Annotated in this window: 14 protein-coding genes and 1 pseudogene; 2 read left to right on the top strand and 13 right to left on the bottom strand. The window is 42.9% G+C overall.

What is annotated here, in order from left to right:
* Window positions 1-67 precede the first annotated feature (67 nt).
* The 3 genes from NSU19_RS06890 to NSU19_RS06880 form a co-directional block, all read right to left on the bottom strand.
* Window positions 68-1,042, bottom strand: a complete 975-nt coding sequence (locus NSU19_RS06890; protein ID WP_339199447.1) for a DUF3445 domain-containing protein — start codon at window positions 1,040-1,042, stop codon at window positions 68-70.
* 87 nt (window positions 1,043-1,129) lie between these two features.
* Complete coding sequence (locus tag NSU19_RS06885) at window positions 1,130-1,546, bottom strand: hypothetical protein (RefSeq protein ID WP_066251087.1); 417 nt, start codon at window positions 1,544-1,546, stop codon at window positions 1,130-1,132.
* A gap of 616 nt (window positions 1,547-2,162) precedes the next feature.
* Entirely contained in the window at window positions 2,163-3,392 is a 1,230-nt protein-coding gene (locus tag NSU19_RS06880) for an IS110 family transposase (RefSeq protein ID WP_027725928.1), read from the bottom strand.
* 432 nt (window positions 3,393-3,824) lie between these two features.
* Here NSU19_RS06880 and NSU19_RS06875 point away from each other — a divergent pair, with 432 nt between their 5' ends.
* Window positions 3,825-5,045, top strand: a complete 1,221-nt coding sequence (locus tag NSU19_RS06875; protein ID WP_082830405.1) for an acyl-CoA dehydrogenase family protein — start codon at window positions 3,825-3,827, stop codon at window positions 5,043-5,045.
* 194 nt (window positions 5,046-5,239) lie between these two features.
* Entirely contained in the window at window positions 5,240-5,467 is a 228-nt protein-coding gene (locus tag NSU19_RS06870; RefSeq protein ID WP_339199444.1) for a hypothetical protein, read from the top strand.
* 139 nt (window positions 5,468-5,606) lie between these two features.
* Here the strand turns inward: NSU19_RS06870 and NSU19_RS06865 are convergent.
* From NSU19_RS06865 to NSU19_RS06820, 10 genes and pseudogenes are all read right to left on the bottom strand, one after another.
* Window positions 5,607-5,822, bottom strand: a pseudogene (locus NSU19_RS06865) (transposase); the annotation flags it as partial.
* The gene (locus tag NSU19_RS06860; RefSeq protein WP_339199441.1) at window positions 5,723-6,376 is read right to left on the bottom strand and encodes a transposase; all 654 of its coding nucleotides are present in this window, start codon (window positions 6,374-6,376) and stop codon (window positions 5,723-5,725) included. The pseudogene NSU19_RS06865 and the gene NSU19_RS06860, both read right to left, overlap by 100 nt.
* Entirely contained in the window at window positions 6,364-6,633 is a 270-nt protein-coding gene (locus tag NSU19_RS06855; RefSeq protein ID WP_339199438.1) for a hypothetical protein, read from the bottom strand. The genes NSU19_RS06860 and NSU19_RS06855 overlap by 13 nt, the downstream gene beginning before the upstream one ends.
* A 428-nt stretch (window positions 6,634-7,061) precedes the next feature.
* Window positions 7,062-8,444, bottom strand: coding sequence for an ammonium transporter (locus NSU19_RS06850; protein ID WP_339199435.1), 1,383 nt, complete (start codon window positions 8,442-8,444; stop codon window positions 7,062-7,064).
* A gap of 31 nt (window positions 8,445-8,475) precedes the next feature.
* Window positions 8,476-9,633, bottom strand: coding sequence for an N-methyl-L-tryptophan oxidase (solA, locus tag NSU19_RS06845; protein WP_339199433.1), 1,158 nt, complete (start codon window positions 9,631-9,633; stop codon window positions 8,476-8,478).
* 35 nt (window positions 9,634-9,668) lie between these two features.
* On the bottom strand, window positions 9,669-10,277 hold the full coding sequence (locus tag NSU19_RS06840; RefSeq protein WP_339199430.1) for a hypothetical protein: 609 nt from the start codon (window positions 10,275-10,277) through the stop codon (window positions 9,669-9,671).
* The gene (locus NSU19_RS06835) at window positions 10,255-11,004 is read right to left on the bottom strand and encodes a hypothetical protein (RefSeq protein ID WP_339199428.1); all 750 of its coding nucleotides are present in this window, start codon (window positions 11,002-11,004) and stop codon (window positions 10,255-10,257) included. The genes NSU19_RS06840 and NSU19_RS06835 overlap by 23 nt, the downstream gene beginning before the upstream one ends.
* A 23-nt stretch (window positions 11,005-11,027) precedes the next feature.
* Window positions 11,028-12,386 (bottom strand): FMN-binding glutamate synthase family protein, encoded by a 1,359-nt coding sequence (locus NSU19_RS06830; RefSeq protein ID WP_063389442.1) that lies wholly within the window; start codon window positions 12,384-12,386, stop codon window positions 11,028-11,030.
* Window positions 12,368-13,075, bottom strand: a complete 708-nt coding sequence (locus NSU19_RS06825) for a hypothetical protein (RefSeq protein WP_063389443.1) — start codon at window positions 13,073-13,075, stop codon at window positions 12,368-12,370. Before NSU19_RS06825 ends, NSU19_RS06830 begins: the two co-directional genes overlap by 19 nt.
* A complete protein-coding gene (locus NSU19_RS06820; RefSeq protein WP_339199425.1) occupies window positions 13,063-13,959 on the bottom strand; it encodes a hypothetical protein in 897 nt (298 codons plus the stop codon). Before NSU19_RS06820 ends, NSU19_RS06825 begins: the two co-directional genes overlap by 13 nt.
* Window positions 13,960-14,128: the final 169 nt, after the last annotated feature.

The raw sequence follows: 14,128 nt of genomic DNA, 5'->3' as shown, positions 1-14,128 counted from the left end.
TCCTCCTCCTTTCATGTTTTTTAAAAACAGCTTCTTCACACGCTATTTTCTTCCAATTTTCCCAATTTCAATCTGTCAAGCTTTTTTCTAAATAGCGAATGATTTCTCCTTTGTATAAACTAAATCCTTTATATTCAACCATATAGTCAGGTAAATCCTTTAAAACTCGAAAAAAACGTTTCAACCAATCTTCATTTTTTTTCAGCTCATCAAGTGATATTAAATGAGTATGAATACTAAATAAAATCCCATTGCTTCGCGGCATACGAAATAGCCTTTGATCCTCCACTCTTAAGTGCACAAGCTGACCGGCATTTTCTGAAGTTACCTTTTCCTTTTTTGGACCCCATTCATCAAAATTCTCAGGGAACGTGTCAAGGATTGGCTCCACTGTTAAAGTCCAGTTTAACCGTGTCCACGGTTTCCCTGCCTCGATTCTCAAAAGAAAATTGAGGACTTTTTTCGCTAAACCGCTGTCGAAAAAAACCGGTACAGGAGAATGGAACTCGGTGTAAGTCATGCCAATATCAAAGGCAATCGACCAATTGGCAGGAAAACACAATTGTCCTGCATCCATATATAAATCACCGTCTCTTTGCCCCATAAAAATGAGATCCTCTTGAACGTGTCTGCCGATAAAATCTAAAGGCTCGTAGGGCAATGTCGATAGATCGCCAAAAGTAAATGTATGTTTCTCATCCAAAAGCTTATTTTCAAACGTCCATTCATGACCATTTTTTATAACCGAGAAATACTCAGGGTAAATAATGGCAAGTTCATCTATTAAAAATTCCAGCACTTCCCACTGTCCATCGATTGAATGTTCTAAAGATTGAAAAGCACGTTCATGGTGGTTTAATAGTATTTGACGCTTTTTATCTATTTCTTCAAAATATTCGGGAGTAATATCTGCAAGTTTCCCGGATTCTAGAGGCCTCGCATTATTAGAATACCTGTAAGAGTCCTTTTGAAATGGAAATGGGAACCTTTTAATAAGCGGAATTTCTTTGATCATATGTTGGTTAGTCGTTTTTACACTCACTGCCCTCTCTCCTCCTCACGATCAAAACTGGATGAAAGAACCTCCCCATGAAGCCGCGTTACGACAAGGGGAAATTCTTTCATTTGTTTAATTTAAAAATGTTGGCTCCGGCAATCGATGTGCCGTATAAATCGCATCTCCATCGCTTTCAGCATCAAAGATCACTTTCGTTTCAGGGGTAAAGATAAAAACATCTCCCGCTTCCCCTACATATTTGTTTCCTTGTTCATCTCTGACGATGATCTGCCCCTTTATAATTACCTTTACTTCTAAGTAAGTATACAAAAATTCAAACTCTTCCGACTTTTGCATAGAGAAATATCCAATTGTTAAAGGCTTCTCTAATGGGCTAATCGGAACGTCAATAATTTGACTTTTCAAAGCCGGTATACTCAAAACATTGTTCAACTCAATTTTTTCATACGTTCCAGCTTTTATTAGCTGAATTCCTGGCTTTTGACTTAAAAATTGATGATCCATAGCTGTTACCGCTGATTCACTCATTCTTTCCACTCTCCTTTTTCAATTTTTATAATCAGAGTTATGTTATGTTTTGTAACAAAAAATGTATTATTTTATAACTCTGATGATCCTATCATAATAACAACCGTAACGTTCTCACAACCGTTTTTTCTCAAATGGCGGGAATATTCGCAAAAATCTGTAAAATGTTCTGACAATTAGAGCTTTTCCTTTCGGATCATTCAACATGAGCAGGCAATGAAATTTTATTTCTTTGAGAACTTAACATTATTAGCGCCAATAATGAGATCAGCAACGATGTTTTACACGGAAAGGAGACAGGGAGAGTACCGAATCATTGTAAAATGTAATGACAAGGTTTTTGATTTATTCCCACTATTTAGGAAATCTCTGTTTCTTTGAAAGAATCGTCTATGTAAAAATAAAAGCACAATATTCATAATATTGTAATTTTTGTTAACATTCTTAACAGTAACCTTTAAAAAGTCCTGCGGTAATATGTCAAGGTGAAAAATCATAGAAATTGGAAATTCCCTTGTCCGATGATCCGAAAAAAGGCAATACTGAAGAAACCCAGTATTAGTACATGTAATAAACTGGGTCTAAAGGTTGATATTGGTATACCAGATCGATCCTCTTATCGATCTTCCCCCTTTCTTGGCGTGTAGATTTGACCGTTGCGTAGCAGCGCATCGATCACACGCACGAGTTTTCTAGCGGTGAGGACGAGGGCTCGTTTATGTTGGTGTTTGGGCACTTCCTCATACTTCTTCCGGTAGTACGCACGAAACGTCGCATCATGCCGTTGTACCGAGTTGGCAGCCTCCACTAGGTAGTAACGGAGATAGCGATTGCCGGAACGAATGAGGGAGGTGTCCTCGGCTTGAAAACGGCCCGATTGGTGCTTGGACCATGTCAAGCCGGCATATTTTGCCAAGGCGGCCTGATTGTGAAACCGCTCGATTTGCCCGATTTCGGCCAGGATGCCTGCGGTATAAACCGGTCCGATGCCTGGGATGGTTTGCAGTGTGTTCGGAATGCCTTCAAGATGGCGGGTAATGGCTTTATCGAGCTCTTTGAGCTGCGATTGCAGGCTGCGGATTGATTGAATCGACAGCCCTAACAGCAAGTCGATGGAATCCTCGACACACTTGGACAACCGATACGACGAACGGGCCGCCTTTTGAATCGACTTGGCGATGCATTCCGGATCGGCAAAGCGATTGCGCCCTTTTTGGCGCAGGAAGTCGGCCAACTGCTTGACATCCATTTGGCAGATGTCATCGAGGCTCCACGACTCAAGCAGCAGTTCGAGAATGGCATGTCCGAAGATCGAACTGTCCACCTCTTGGGTAAAGGAACTGCATTTGTAAAACAAGTGCTGGAGAAAATACTGTTTCTCACGGGTTAACTGGTGGACGAGATGATATCGCATGCGTGTCAGTCGCTGAAGCGCGAGAAACTGCTCCTTGAGGACAGCCGTCATCTTCAGACGGCCGAAGCGAAGCCGATCCGCAATGATCCAAGCATCGATGTCATCCGTTTTCTCCAAGTCGACATAGGCTTCTTTAAACTTGCGAATGAGCTTTGGATTGATCGTAAACACCTTGACGTTCCAAGCCTGCAAGGCCTCCTGCTGGTGGAAAAACATAGCTGGATGCCAACTGTAGACCGAGGTGGCTTCCATCCCGATCAGAATTTCGGTTGGCTTTCGCTTGTTAGCCCACAGGAGGATTTGATCCCGAAGGAAGGTGGCGCCCAGAAGATGATTATCCACTTTGAAGCGTGCGCACGTATTTCCTTCATGATCCATAATGCAGGTGGCTAAGTCGCGTGAGCTCACGTCGATCCCGACGTAGAGTTTCATGAGATCACCTCCTATTGTTGTAGGATCGAGGGGTAGGACTCTTCGGGATGCCCCCGGATCGCGCCTGTTGACCAGTCACCCTCGCATATGAGAACTCACGTTGGACCATGGGCTGCCCTGGAAGCTGCTCCTTCCAGCATGGGGAAAACCAACGGGAACAGCCTGCGGGTTAGACGTCCAAACAGGGGCCGGGGAGACAGACTTTACAAGTAGTCGAAGCTACAGGAGTGAGAAGAGTATCCCCGATGATCCTAAGACCATTATCCAGGAACATTGCGAAAAGTCCAACCCCGGTACGCTGAACCCTTTGTGGGAGGGGCGCGCCCCTCCCACAAAGGTAACCACCCAAGATATGCGATTGTCAAGGAGCGTATCGGACTGGAAATTCGATAAAAAAACTTTCTGAAACTTAGTATACGAGGAGTGATGTCAATGGTAGTCAATCAGACAGAACTGCAGGAAGAAATTATGCAAATTCCAAAATGGTGGTCTTACCCAGAAGGATTCGAAAAACTAATTGAAAAAGCACATGAATTAGGCAAAAAGGAGCTGCTGCCCCGTGCTTCTATTTCAGACAAGGAATGCCGTTATCCTCGGGAAAGCTTACAAGCAATTGCGGATGCTGGATTTGGAGCAGTTACAATCCCTGTTGACGACGGAGGCCTTGGCGCTGGACTAACTGGATTTGCTTTGTTAGCCGAAAGTTTTTCTCAATATTGCGCTTCCACTACTATGTGTTGGGTTATGCACACTGCTGCCGTCCAAACGCTTTATACAGCTGGAACTAGAGAGCAGCGGCAGCGTTATATTCCTGGGGTGCTAAAGGGAAAGATTGGCGCATTAGCCTTTAGTGAACCAGCGACTGGAAGCCACTTCTGGAATGTTGTTAGTTCGGCTCCCCGCAAAGGAAACGGATATTTGTTAAATGCGGAAAAATCATTTGTCACCAGTGCGGGCGAGGCGGATTGGTATATTGTTTGCACCAATTATCCAAATAGCATAGAAGACGATCCATTAATGTTTTTAATTGTAGATCATAATCAGAAGGGAATCGAATATTTTCCTTTTTCAGCTATGGGGCTTCGCGGAAATTCAAGCGGACCGATGAAGTTTAAAGATGTCTTTGTCCCTATTGAAAATCGTCTTGGGACTGAAGGCGGAATGAATGTTTATAATGAAAACGTCATTGATCCGCTCTTTTTATTAGGCACAAGTGCTTGCTGGGTTGGTATTGCTCAAGGAGCCTTGAATGCAGCAATTGACCAGGCAAAGAAAAAAGTCCATAAAGATACAGGAAAATCAGTTGCCGGCTACCAAGTCATTCGCCACGAATTGGCAAAAGCGCAAATTTTAATCGATAGTGCAAGAAGCATGCTTTATCGTACAGCTGAAGGGATGGATCAATGTTTAAATAGTGGAAAAGAATTGTCAGAATGCTTATACCCGCTTTGGGAACTCAAAACTCATGCAGCAGATATAGTCATACAAGTTACAAATCAAGCATTACAAGTTTCTGGAGGAAGAGGATATCTAACCGGGCAAGTGGAAAAATTTTTACGTGACGGTCGAGCAGGTGCAGTCATGGGACCCACAAACGAAATATTGCGCGAATGGATTGGCCGCACGTTAATTGGTGTTCCTTGGTTTGAATAATTTGTATCACTTGATCTGAAATATAACTGTTTGTGCCAATAACTTGTTTCTGAAATGCAAAAAAAGAGAATCGTTAGCCGAATAAATCGCCTGACGAGAGGAGGGAGCCCCATACCCGTCAAGTTAGCGGTATAAAATTTTTTAGGATGATACGCATGTTCGAAAAATCAATCAAAGGATGAAGAGAAAACCAAATGCTGGGCATGTCAAATAACCCTCAAGAAGAGGGTTATTTGGCATTTATATCCATGACCCACACTACCATATCCCCAATTTCTTTAAAAGATCCGATACCGTTTCCTCTCCTTTCCTTCGGTCTTTCCTCGCGTGTTTCCTTAACAGAGACAGGAGAGATGGAAGGGCGGTTTCCATCGCTTGGGGATGCAAAAGAAACCGATGCCAATACGATTGGAGGATATTAAGCGCTTTCCATTCACTGATCTCGATTCCCTCCCGTTGATGCCAATACCTTCGGGCTTGGAACAGAAGAGCCTGCGTGACTAAAATGGCAATCAATGTCCCATATAAGTGGCATTCGAATCGTTCCTTCTTCATCTTTTTGACACGGTCAAGATCAAATAAGGATTTCCAGCCCTTAAATAACAGCTCCACTTGCCAGCGCAGCGAATACAGCTCATAAACTTGTTGCGCATCAAACGATTCTTGTGGTAAATTGGTCAGTAAGATGTGATATTTCTTTTGTTCAAGGGTTTGGCGTGACAGCGCCTTCCCTTTCTTTTTTCCTTTTTCCGCACGTACGCCAGCCGTTTTTCCCATTCTTCCGCCGTGAGACGGCGAAAAATCAGACGCGGAACATACAGGCGTTGGTGTCCGATATACACGTGTTCCACTTCCACGGCTTCCCCCTCGCCCAATCGATTTCCTATCGATTCCCAATCCCATTCGTGCCACTCCCCGTCCTGTTTGATATAGACTTTGATATCGGAACGCAACCGGGTAATATAATAAGCACCTCGAGCATCGATCTCCGCCAGCGTGGCGAGTGAAAAAAAACCCAGATCCCGAATGCAAAGGTCATTCGGTAAAATCGTGTGCTGGGTATGATAAGCAAAACGGGCATCGGAATCATTGGCCTGTTGGACGCACAGCTGAAGACAGGTTCCCGATAACAGCTCATACTCAAATTGGATTTTGGCGCCAGATGAAACCGAACCTTGATAGTCCTCTCCATAGTCGGTCGGAAGTAAAAAACTGGTAGAGTCTAAGATCCGCAGACGGGTGAAACAAGCGCGATACGTTTCGGTGATGGAAGAGAGTGCCGGACGTTGATGCATCAGGAGAGTAAAAAAGACCTCTTTTAAAAACGCCACGGCACGAGCGTAAACCGCTGATTCAGTCCTTCATTCGAGAGAGAGCAATCATGCCAGAGCGCCAAATCGGCACACAACCGCTGAAGCGACTGACAGGCGAGCGATCCGTCTCCCCAAGCACATAGCGTCAGAAAGGCTTCCGCTGTTAATGAACGCTGCCGCTGAATGAATCCGACTTTCCGTGCCAGACGGGTCAGTTCTTCATAGGAGAAGAGTTGACGAATCGTTTTTATCCATGCCTTCATCTTTTTTGCCATCAAAAAATAATCCTTTCCAACGACGATTTTCGTTAGAAAGGATACCATGTTTTTGGCGCTGAAAAAAGATCAAATTCTTAACTTGATGGCTATGGGAGGGAGCCCTGCCTTCCGATTTAGTCGAAAGATATTTCAGAAACAAGCTCCACACCCTTTTGTATATTTTTTGCTTAAAATAGTTTTAAAGAAATAAGAGAACAAAACGATCACATGACGACAGATTTTTAACCTTTTTCTTTACAGTATAAAAAATTAACAATAATCGGCTGTTTTTCTTTGTCGAAATTTACTTGTTGTGTTTTTACAAATTCATCAAAACAAACATGAATCCTCACACTGTTTATCAGGTGAGGATTCTTTTATGCGTATACAATTGAATTGGTCATAGCTTTGCCGTTTTGACAACCAATGAAAAATACATTGCCATGCTAGGACATTTGAGAAGCAATATCGTTTGATTTACCCTTCTCTTCTATCGACTGATCAACATCTGAATAAGCCGGTTCTTGATGAAAGCTTAAATCAAGGCCAAGCAGCTCGTCTTCTTTTTTCACACGCAACGGTGTAAACAGCGAAACAATTTTCAAAACAATATATGTTCCTACTGCCGCAAGCAAAACAGCCACAATCACTCCTATAACCTGATGGAACAGCTGTTCAGGATTTCCATAAAACAAACCGTTATTCCCTGCCGGATTCACTGACTTAGTAGCAAAAAGTCCTGTTGCAATGGATCCCCATATTCCGCAGATGCCATGTACTCCAAAAGCATCTAACGTATCATCATATTTTAGACGTGCTTTCACAAAATGGATAGCAAAATAGCAGATAGGGGCGGATGCAAGTCCAATAATCAAAGCTGAAGGGATTGTGACAAATCCTGCTGCTGGAGTTATGCCAACAAGACCGCCTATTGCCCCAGTGGCAGTTCCTACTAGCGTCGGGCGCTTGCGAACCATCCATTCTATGATCAGCCATCCCAAGCCCCCGGCTGCTGCGGCAACTTGTGTATTGGCAAAGGCAAGAGCGGTAATACCATTTGCACTAAGTGCACTTCCTGCGTTAAAACCGAACCAGCCAAACCAAAGAGTGGCCGCTCCAATAAGAAATAAAACAATATTATGAGGAGCATCATTTTTCTTCATATGTTCATATCTCGGCCCAATTACGAGTGCAGCTGTTAATGCGCTAACACCGGAAAGTATATGAACAACCGTACCTCCAGCAAAATCAAGTTCGCCCATGGCAAAAAGCCATCCGCCTCCCCATACCCAATGAGCCATTGGTGCATAAACAAAGGTGATCCATAAAACCGAAAACATTACCCATGCAGGAAAAGAAATACGCCCTGCAATTCCTCCGGAAATAATCGCAACCGTTATAGCAGCAAATGCACCTTGAAAAATGGCAAATATATAATGAGGGATGGTTAATGAACCAAAAGCAGCCTCTCCTCCTACTCCGTTAAATGCCAGGTAGTCCAGTTTTCCAATGATTCCCCCTACATCCTGTCCAAAGCTGAGGCTGTATCCCCATAGCACCCAAACAATGGTCACAGTTAAAAGACTGACAAAGCTGTGCATCATCGTTGATACAACATTCCGTTCGTTTACAAGCCCTCCATAAAAGAGAGCCAAACCAGGCACATGCATAAAAATAACGATAGCCGCTGCTACGAGCAACCAAGTTGTATCCCCCGTATCAACCACCGGCTCGTTCTCTTGCGCAAAGGCTGAAATCGGAAAAAGGAATAAAAGATAAAGAAGAAAAACGAAAAATATTGAAGCTCTTTTCTTTACGAAACCATCCATAGGAATCCTCCTCCTTACTTTTTTCATTACTCTAGCTTTCGGTAGCGATTTGTTCAAAACGATTTAATCGAAAAAAGGAAATATCATGTTTTGTTTTTCCAAGCGTGACTAAATCTGCTAAAATGCTCCCAACGATGCTGGCAAACTTAAACCCATGTCCGGAAAATCCGCCGGCTAACAACACATTGCTGAAGTTTGGATGAAAATCGATAATAAAGTCGCTATCAGGAGTAAGTGAATATAAACAAATTTTACCATTGGTCAGCTCGCCGGCAGCCTGCGGCATATATTTTTCAAGAAAGCTTCGTACATCACGTTCATCTTCACAGTAAGAACCAAATAGTCTGTTCACGGAATCTGGATCACTTTCAATCCCCATGTCATGACGTCCTATTTTTACACCTGTTTTCCGAAAATTCGGAAAACCATAATAATGACCTTCTTTTGTGTCAAAGACAAAAGCAGGAAATTGACCAAAATCATATAGTCCATCCTCCAACGGTGCAAACCATGCAACAGGTTTTCGGATCACTTGGATCGGAAAATCGAGTTCCGGCAATAATTTCGGAATCCATGCACCAGCTGTGATCACTAAATTGGCTGCTTGAAAACGTCCCTTCTCCGTAATGACCTCCGCCATATCCGATTGAATGGACAGCTTTAAGACAGGATTGTTTTCCAACAGTTTGGCTCCCAGTTTTAAAGCTTCTTCTTTATAAGTTTGAATACATACTTCACATAACAAAAATCCTGCTTGGGGGTCGAAACAGGCAGTAAAATCTTCGGGAATTTGAATGCCTTGCCATTTGTTCATCACCATGCTTGCTGTGAACATTTCAATTGGGAGGTTGTGATGAATAGAGCTTTGAATCGTTTCATTGACAAAAGATGAATCGCGTTCGCCGACAACTAAAGTGCCTGTTTGATAAAATAACGTTTTTCCTGTTTGCTCTTGCAGTTCCATCCATAACCGGTATGCTTCTTTAACTAAATCAACATATTTTTCCCCTTGGCCATAACCAAATCGCAGCATTCTTGTTTCCCCGGCGTGGCTTGCAAAGGAATTTGGAACAGAAAATTGATCAATCATCAACACGCTTTGACCATTTTGGGCTAAATAATAGGCTGCAGCACTTCCTGCAGAACCTGCTCCAATAACAATCACATCGTACATCCCGTCATAATTCATACGAATTCCTCCATATAAATCAATACGATTTGTTTTTAGTAGCCTTTTAAATATTTTTCAACTTCCCATTCGCTGACATAGTCATGATATTCTTTCCATTCAGCCTTTTTTCGTTTAATAAAGGTCTCCATAAATGTTTCCCCTAGTGCCTTGACTAACACTTCATCGCTTTCTAATGCTTCAATCGCTTCATTCAATGTAGAAGGCAATTTGTCAAATTCATTTTCTATCGAATGGAACATGTATAAATTTCCGTTAAATGGATCTCCTGGATCCATCCGCTTTTCGATGCCGTCCAATCCCGCTGCTAAAATCGCAGCAGTCGCCAGGTACGGATTACAGGAACCGTCCATGGCCCGAAACTCAATCCTTCCAGCATCAGGAATGCGAATAAGCTGTGTGCGGTTATTCCCTCCATAAGAAATAAAATTAGGAGCCCATGTAGATCCAGATGAGGAATTTAACGCTCCTAGCCGCTTGTAAGAGTTGACAGTTGGACAGACAATAGCAGTCAAGGCTTTTGCATGATTGAGAATACCTGCAATAAAATGATACGCGACTGCAGACAATCCAAAGCCTTTTGGATCATGAGCATCTTCAAATACATTTCGTTCTTCCCGCTCATCCCATAAGCTTAAGTGCATATGGCAGCCATTCCCGGTCAGATTGGGCGATTAGTCCTCGTTCCTCTGCCATGGTTCTAATCATATATTTAAAAAATGTATGCCGATCAGCAGACGTCACCGCATCTGAAAAATCAAAATTGATTTCAAATTGTCCATTGGCATCTTCATGATCTGCTTGTGTGACATTCCATTTCAATTCATTCATATACTCAATCAAAGTGCCTAAAAATTCGATATTTCTCATAAGCGCCTGCTGTTGGTAACATGGTTTCAATTCTTTATCCTGTTCATCAAACGGGGCAATTTTCCCGTCTTCTCCCTGTTTCACAAGGAAAAATTCCGGTTCCACTCCCGTTTTCATCGTATATCCCATGCTTTTTGCTTGCGTCAGCACATTTAACAAAATCGTTCTCGTACAAAACGGCCAAGGAGTTCCATCTTCCGTTAAAGTTCCGGCAAACCAAGCAATCTCTTTATTCCACGGTAATATAGTCATAGAACGCAAATCAGGGATGCACAATATATCGGGATCATGCGGTCCGTGGCCGAGATCGCCTACAGCAAAACCGGCGAATCCAGCCCCTGATTGGCAGACTGACTGTAAACGGGAGGAAGGAATTAATTTCGCACGTAAAGAACCGTTCAAATCCGAAAAGGAGGCTAACGCCAATTTGATCTTTTTACCTTCGATATATTTTAACGTCTCCTCCAACACCTTGTTATTGCTTTCCACTATACCGATCAATGATCATCACCATCCCTTATTTTTTACACTTTTAAAAGATCTTTAAATGAACTCCCATGGTCAAGGCTTGCAAAATACGGTTTTTTGCCCCCTAATCCTACTAGAGGAACTCCTGTAATATAGGAGGTGACTAATGTTAACGAGCGCAAATCGGTAGGATCTAAATCACTGACTCTGCTTTTTCCGCACGATCTTGCAAAAATTTGCATTTCCATCGTGATCGAATTGATATAATTCTCCACTCTTTCAGCGGCAGCTGTAGGATCTAATCTCGCCATTAACTCAGGATCTTGTGTCGCAATACCGACCGGGCATTTACCCGTATGGCAATGATGGCATGCACCAGGTTCTGTCCCTAAGGCATGGTAGTCTTCTATATAAATTGGCCGCTGGCAATTAAGGGCAATTAACATTGCTGAACCCATATAAACGACATCCGCACCTAGTGCGATGGCTTTCGCTGCATCAGCGCCATTGCTGATTCCGCCGCCGATAATTAGCTTTACTTCGTGCTTCATACCGATATCGTAAAGTGCTTGAGCTGCTTCAACTACAGCGGAAATGGTCGGAATCCCTGTATGATCCAATTGGATTTCCGGTGAGGCAGCGGTTCCTCCTTCCATTCCATCAATGACGACTGCTTCCACCCCAACCTTTGCCGCCAGCTTTACATCATCATAAACGCGTCCGGCCCCAATTTTAATAAAGATCGGCACTTCATAATCAGTCGCTTCCCGAATTTGCTCTACTTTTACCCCTAAATCATCTGGCCCCATCCAATCGGGGTGCCGGCACGGGCTTCGTTGATCGACTCCTGCAGGAAGATCCCGCATTTTTGCCACTTCTTCAGAAACTTTATGTCCAAGAAGCGTTCCGCCCGTACCTGGTTTGGCACCTTGGCTCACGACAATTTCTACCGCATCGGCTTTTTTCAAATCATAAGGATTTAAACCGTAGCGGCTCGGAAGCAATTGGTAGACCAATTTCTCCGAATATTCACGTTCTATCGGATGCATGCCCCCATCGCCCGTACATGTACTGATGCCGCATCTAGTCGCTGCAATGCCAAGCGCTTTTTTAGAATGAGCATTAATCGCCCCAAAACTCATCCCTGCAATCATGATCGGTGTTTCGAGTACGAGGGGACGTTTCACCTTTCCTTCTCCTATAACAACTTTTGTATCGCATCGCTCCCGATACCCTTCCAGCGGTACCCTTGACAGTCCTGCCGGAGTAAAGACGAGATCGTCAAAGGAAGGTAAGTCCATTCTTTTTGTAGCTTGGCCGCGGATGCGATATCGTCCAATCTGAGCTTTTTCTTGAATTTCTTCAATTTTTTCCGGACTCCACACCTTGCTTTTTCTTATAAGATTTCTTTCCATACGCGAAACTCCTTTTTATTAAAATGATGAAGCAAGCCGTTAGGAACAATTTTTTGAAAAGAGGGCGGCGGTTCTATTTGATAGAAATCAAGCAAACTCTTTATCTCATCTTTTTCCTCTTCCGACACTTCCTCTACCTTTGTTCCATTCCCCAGCTCCGCAATTTTCCCGCCAACATAGATCACTCCATCATACATGGAATCTCCCAGCGCTTTCCCAGCATCTCCACAAATAATCATTTTTCCTTTTTGCATCATAAAACCGGTCATATATCCGGTATTACCGCCAATAATTAAAGTCCCTCCCTTCATGCTGATTCCCGCCCTGGCGCCTGCCTCTCCTTTGACAACTACGATACCGCCTCTCAGCGAAGCTGCACAGGAAGACGCTGCATTTCCATTTACGACAATTTCTCCGCTCATTAAATTTTCACCAACTGCCCAGCCGCAATTCCCGTTTATGGTCGCTGTCACCTTATCACATAAACTCACTGCATAGTAGCCGACATCTCCGTTATAAATGAGATGAATCGGATCTGTTATGCATACTCCAAGATTATGGCGTGCGAGAGGGTTTTCGATGATGACCTCCTTTATATTATTTTTCGCAAAATCCCGAATCATTTGGTTAATTGAAGTCACCGTTTCACTCTTGCAATCAATTACTATACTTTCTTTCACAGATTCCATACCAATACCTCCTCTGCCCCTGGTTCTCTTACTGGCAAGCTTTCCCCAAAGCCATTTGTAATTGCTAAGCTTTCAGAAGCAAAAGCGATGAAATCATCAGTTTCCGCAAGCACAATCGGCTTCATACTAAAAGGTTCTTTTGCTAAACCGACTGCTGTCGGCGTAACAGCAATATAGCTAAAAGAGCCGTCTAAATCATGAACAGATGCTGTCATTGCTTCTTTTAAGCTGGCTCCTTTCTTCATTTCATCTACTAAATAAACGGCAATCACTTCCGAATCGTTTCCGGTTATAAATTGATAGCCTTTCTTTTCGTAGTATGCTCTCAATTTAATGTAGTTTGTCACATGGCCATTGTGAATAATCGTTAAATCTTTGAAAGAATTGCAGCAGAGCGGCTGCGAATGGGAAATATCGACTTTGCTTTCTGTCGCCATTCTTGTATGGCCTACAGCAACTTGCCCGTCATATACGGAAAGTTTAAATTGCGCATCTAAAAGATGAGCTCCCCCTAAAGATTTCAACACTTCAATCGATTCTCCGATGTTTGCGACTGAAATGTCTTCGTCCAACTGACTGATTCCTTGTACAATATGTTGGATATCTCCTGAATGGACAATTTTTGTTCTGACGTAATTGCCATGATCAGATGAATACAGCACATCTGCTTTATCTTTTAAGAAGGAAATGATTTTCTCCCCGTTGCCCCTTGTTTCATAATTCACATCAACATATAAGACGTTCTCTTCCTTTGGATGTAGTATGGCAACTCCTGTTGAATCAGGACCTCTTCGAAACAAACTGTCCAGCATTGCCAATATAACTTCGCCTGTTTTCCTTTTGTGATTTGGATTTTTAAAGATGACACCACCGATCCCGCACATCTTTTTTCCCTCCAGTCGTTGAAAAATTTTTGGAACTTTTTGTGAGAGGTTGTGGTTATATACAATATTCCATAATTTTTTCCCAAAAAAAAGCTCGTTTTATCGAATATTGGGAAAATTACGAAAACTATGTTACCTTTTCTTCCATAGGATGGACTTTTTCATCCTT

It is taken from the genome of Aeribacillus sp. FSL k6-2211, from assembly GCF_037966125.1.
Lineage (GTDB): Bacteria > Bacillota > Bacilli > Bacillales > Aeribacillaceae > Aeribacillus > Aeribacillus composti.
Note: the sequence above shows the minus strand (reverse complement) of the source record. Positions and strands in the feature narration are given on the sequence as shown.